This window comes from Streptomyces sp. NPDC005266 (genome assembly GCF_040607655.1).
Lineage (GTDB): Bacteria > Actinomycetota > Actinomycetes > Streptomycetales > Streptomycetaceae > Streptomyces.
Window position 1 is genome coordinate 1 of sequence record NZ_JBEXHC010000058.1, and the last position, 1,761, is coordinate 1,761.

General features: G+C 67.6%; 2 protein-coding genes. Both read right to left on the bottom strand.

What is annotated here, in order from left to right; translation table 11 throughout:
- The coding region (locus ABZU99_RS34825) for a hypothetical protein (RefSeq protein WP_356228183.1) at positions 1-546 on the bottom strand (546 nt) is incomplete at its 3' end.
- Positions 547-648: 102 nt separating this feature from the next.
- Positions 649-1,698, bottom strand: a complete 1,050-nt coding sequence (locus ABZU99_RS34830) for an XRE family transcriptional regulator (protein WP_356050513.1) — start codon at positions 1,696-1,698, stop codon at positions 649-651.
- Positions 1,699-1,761 lie beyond the last annotated feature (63 nt).

The window sequence follows — 1,761 nt, forward strand, 5'->3', positions numbered from 1 at the left end:
CGGTGAGGTCGCACGGGCGGTCGCGCTGCGGGTAGGCGGCAGCGTGCTTGGGGCGGCGACGCTGCCGCTGTGTTCCATCGCGACCGGGATCGGCTCGTCGGTCGGCAGCTGGCAGCGGTAGCAGAGTTGCCGGCCGCTCGGCGCCGGGCCGAGGAGTTCGAGGATCGCTCGATCCAGTGCGTCGTGCAGGCGCCATGAGTCGGTCAGGTACCGGCCGGGGGCGAGGGGCAGCCGCCAGTAGGTGCGGTGACCGGTCTCGCTCCAGTGTGCGGGGGGTACGCCGAGGAGGGTGGTTTCGTCGGCCAGCTCGGTGAGGACCCGGACCTGGCGCAGGTGCCAGCTGCGGGCGGTGTCCCGCCCGATCAGCCAGTACATCTTGCCGTGGGTGTCGTCCTGGATAACGGCGCCGGAGGCTCGGCCGAGCATGGTGAGGGCGCGTTCTCCGATGGCGACGGGAGCGGACACCGCGTCCCACCATTTGCCCACCGGTAACGCCTCGATGTCCGCGGCGGGCGGTGGTGTCCACGGCAGGGCTCTGGTCGTCATGGGCGGCTCCGTGTACGGATGGTGTGCTGACCGTCACAGACTGCCGACCTGGCGCTACGTCAGGTTTCACAGAAGAGTGCAACTCGACGGCAATCCCCAGTGCTACAGGCCGATCCAATTCGCGAACTCGACCAGCTCACTGCTGCGCGACCGCTCACGCGACCGCAGCGTGACCACCGCCTCCCGCACCGTCGGGTGATAGCGCGTCTGCTGCGGGGCAGTACGGCGGGCACGCTGCAGACAACGGAGCGCCTGGGGCGCGTCGCCAGTCCACACGTTCGCCCTTCCGAGGTCCAACCAATGATGCCCGGCCCGAGACCTGTCCCAGCCCTTGGGGAACCGCACCTCCTCCGCCAACTCGACAGCTTGCCCGTACTCGTCCAAGTCGCAGGCGATCGCGACGGCATGGACGCCGACGTTCGTTGGCCCCCACCCCACGCCGTAGGCCGCGGTCTCTCCAGTCCGCAGAGCCAGCGCACGAGCTTCGGCCACGCGGGCCTCGACGGCGTCGGGGTCCCCCATTCGTCCAGCGATCACAGCCGCCCGCAGATGAAGAACGCCGATCATCGCGGCTAGGCCGTCCGCGCTTCGTGAATCTTGGCCCTCCAGGTCTCGCAGCGTGCCGTCCACCACCCGCATGCCGAGGTCGTATCGGCTGGAAGAGAGAGTGGTCTGCGCGCGCAGATAGCCGTACATGGCGGCAAGTCCCGGTTCATCGGCCCGGGGTGCTGCCCATGCCAGGCGCTGCAGGGCGACGGCAGCCAGATCCACGTATCCGAAGGACCAGGCGAGCGTGAAGACACACCGAAACGTCCAGGCCAGGCACTCGTGTGCCTGCCGCATCTCCTCGCCGCTAGTGGTGTGGATGGCCTGCACACACTCGTCGATGAGCGCCGGGAGGTCGACGGCCATAGGCAGGTACTCGGCTTGCCGCCGCTGAACCAAGACCTTCTCCATGTCAGCGCGGATGAGCGCGACCGGGCGCGCTGGCACCTGCCAATCGAGGGGGATATCCCAGTTCTCCATGCTGACTCTGATGGGCTGTATGACCTCGTCGAGGCGCTCGCGCCGGAGTTCCTGGGTGTAGGGCTGACCGAGGAGATCCGAGGTTGTCACGCTAAGCCTGAATCCACCGGGCAACAGCCGGTTCATGGCTTGGACATGAAGACGCGGATGCCCTCTGAACTGGGATAATGGGACTTCCTAGGGTTCCAT